Source organism: Runella sp. R0.1_18 (assembly GCF_057652155.1).
On sequence record NZ_JBYFCK010000061.1, the window covers coordinates 1 to 2,681 of the forward strand.

Below are 2,681 nucleotides of genomic sequence, written 5' to 3' on the forward strand. Positions count from 1 at the left end.
TACCACCTTTCACTGGTACAATGTGTATGCTGCTCTTTCCCATATGATTATACAACTTTTTTAAACGGGTGCAGGGTATCCTTGCCGAACTCAACTACAGCGTAGTTATAGTGAGCTATAACTACGCTGTTTAAAAAAAATCTAAGAACAGAAAATTCTTAGATTTTTTTTAAACAATTAAGCCATTGCCATACCCTCTCCTCTACCTATAGGATCTAAGCAACTCATATATGTTTTACTATATACCCAATCAGCAAATATATATGCAAAATGAGGATCTCCATAAACTTGAAGAGCGTACTCAAAAGCATTCCAAGATGCAGCATAAGCATCACTTGAACAAGAGGAAATTCGGGCATTTGCTTTTGCATCTTTATTAAGAATTAAAGCCACTTCATTAAATGTTAATGAGGGATAAATCTTTAATAAATTAGAATGAATAGACTTAATAATACTAAGTCTAGTATTTCTTAAATCTTCTACTGGTTTTGTAATATCTAAAATAGAAGAAACTAATTCCAAATCTTTGGTTTTGAACATATCAAACTTGTTTGTATATTTGTTTATAATGTTATTATAAACAAATTTCTGTTCTTTTGTTGTATTACTTATGATTTGCGGCATTAGTTCTTGTATCTTTTGGTCAGTTGCCAAGTAATTATTATATTGACTCATACCTTTTATTGAGTTAAGAATTCTTTGCGAAGAAGGATTTGGAGAAATAAGAACTTCTTCATTATTTACTTGACAAGAGGTTAGGAACGAAATCAGAAACATTAATAATGTAACTTTGTAAAGATTGTAAATTTTTATAGTTTTAAAATTGTTAATTGTTTGACCATTTTTAAAAAACACGTGTAAGTTAACTATATTTTGTAAAATATCATGAATTTTAAATTATTTTTTTTTGTATTTTTTATTGGTATATTATTTTATACTAAATGTTGTTATTGTCAAAGTATATATAAAAATCACAAAGGTATATTGTATGAGAATAACAAAGAATTATTCAGAAATGATAAGTTTCCTTTCTTTGTAAGAGGAATTTATAGCCTGGATACTCTGTTTATAGAACCAAAATTAACAAAAAGTGATTCTGTAAATATTTATAAATCAATGCTTAATGAAAATAATATAGGTTGTAACATAATTTTAGATTATTTATACAAAGCGATACCAAATAATTTAATAACCATCGATATAACAGAGGATTCTATGAAGTTTGTTAACCTTTGTTATTCACCTATCCTCAAATCTACTTTTTGGCATAAGAACATTAAAAGTTATTCAGAGTACATGAACCCAGTAAAACTTGGATATGTTACTGTCGAATTTTCTTTAAGTAATTTTGACGGATTCCATTCAAAGGCTACATTTGACTTTCCTGAATTAGTTCTAAGATTTAAGGGATATATTGATGGTTTAGATAATAAGTATCTAATATCAGGAGAATTCGTAATGGTAAAATATAGACATTTTAAGGATAATTCTTTAAGAGAAGTGAAAAGGCCATAATAAACCTCTAAATATTTTTTCCTTTTTCCCCTGCTTTTCAATAATTCCCTGTGGAAGGTTTGTCAAGGTTTTTGGCTAAAAAATACTACCCGGAGGGTGGAGATTTTTTAGCCAAAACCCGAAGGGCTTGACCTTTACAAAGCTGGAACAGGGAATTATTTTTGCATGGGAAAAAGGAAAAGGCGAGGTAAGAGCATAAAAAAGTCGTTTGTAAAATGTTTACAAACGACTTACCTTACACACTTGTGTACGGCTTAGCTTATCCCTTCTCGGGTTGCATCCCTGCAGAGCCTCTGTTTGTTTCAGCTAATATCTTTATTCTCAAAGTCTTTTATAGATTGATGCTGATTTTTTCTTACCCGCTTTATAGGTTTTTTAACTGCGTGACCTAATAAACTTGTATTAAATAAGGGTTTATCATCTTTTTGTTCACACTCTGCAATATATACCTTAGCATCAAACATTGCATACTTTTTTCCTTTAGCATCTGATTTCCATGCTACTTGGGCATTAACAGCATATATATTCGTATTTCCCGATTTTAGGACATCAATAGCTTTCTTTTCCTTTAAATACAAAGTAGATCTAAAAATTGTCGTTCTATGTAAGTTCATAGCTTCTGCTAATGCTTCTTGACTAATAACTAATGCGTTACGCCTATCCATATGTTGTAATAACCATACGAACATTTTAACCGCAGTAGGATTTTCTCCAGTCATTTCAATTATCAAATCTAACTTATCTAAATAAAGTTGAACAAATTTATCATTAACTAGCTCTAATTCTCCTGTATGATAATTAATAATTTCCTTTTCGTGTGACATAAAATTGTGTTGCATATAGTGAAACATTGTTGCGTCATTGCTGCACAAATATAAAATTTTTATGCAACATAATGATGCAAGAAAGAAATAAAATGAAGTTTTTTTGCATCATTATGTTGAAACTATGTTGCATAGCTTGTGCAACACTATTGTTGCAGAGTATGCAACATAGTTTCAATATAAATACCTCATAACTAGATAGTTATACATTTTTTTTCTTCTGTATCTAATAACTGATAAAAAAGGGACTTTTTTTGGTAGGTAGAAAGGACTTTTGTGTGTTAGTGATTGGGGGCCAGCCCCCACACCCCCGGGATTTTTTTTAGGCATGAGCCGTGCCAA

At 30.3% G+C, this 2,681-nt stretch carries 3 protein-coding genes; 1 reads left to right on the forward strand and 2 read right to left on the reverse strand.

Annotated elements, in window-relative coordinates; translation table 11 throughout:
• Positions 1–177: 177 nt before the first annotated feature.
• Positions 178–675, reverse strand: a complete 498-nt coding sequence (locus AC23P2_RS30975) for a hypothetical protein (RefSeq protein ID WP_487776772.1) — start codon at positions 673–675, stop codon at positions 178–180.
• 210 nt (positions 676–885) lie between these two features.
• Between AC23P2_RS30975 and AC23P2_RS30980 the strand changes: the two genes are divergently transcribed.
• On the forward strand, positions 886–1,515 hold the full coding sequence (locus AC23P2_RS30980) for a hypothetical protein (protein ID WP_183980794.1): 630 nt from the start codon (positions 886–888) through the stop codon (positions 1,513–1,515).
• Between the two features lie 302 nt (positions 1,516–1,817).
• On the opposite strand, the gene AC23P2_RS30985 is transcribed toward AC23P2_RS30980, so the two are convergent.
• Complete coding sequence (locus AC23P2_RS30985; RefSeq protein WP_183980792.1) at positions 1,818–2,354, reverse strand: replication/maintenance protein RepL; 537 nt, start codon at positions 2,352–2,354, stop codon at positions 1,818–1,820.
• Between the last annotated feature and the right edge of the window lie 327 nt (positions 2,355–2,681).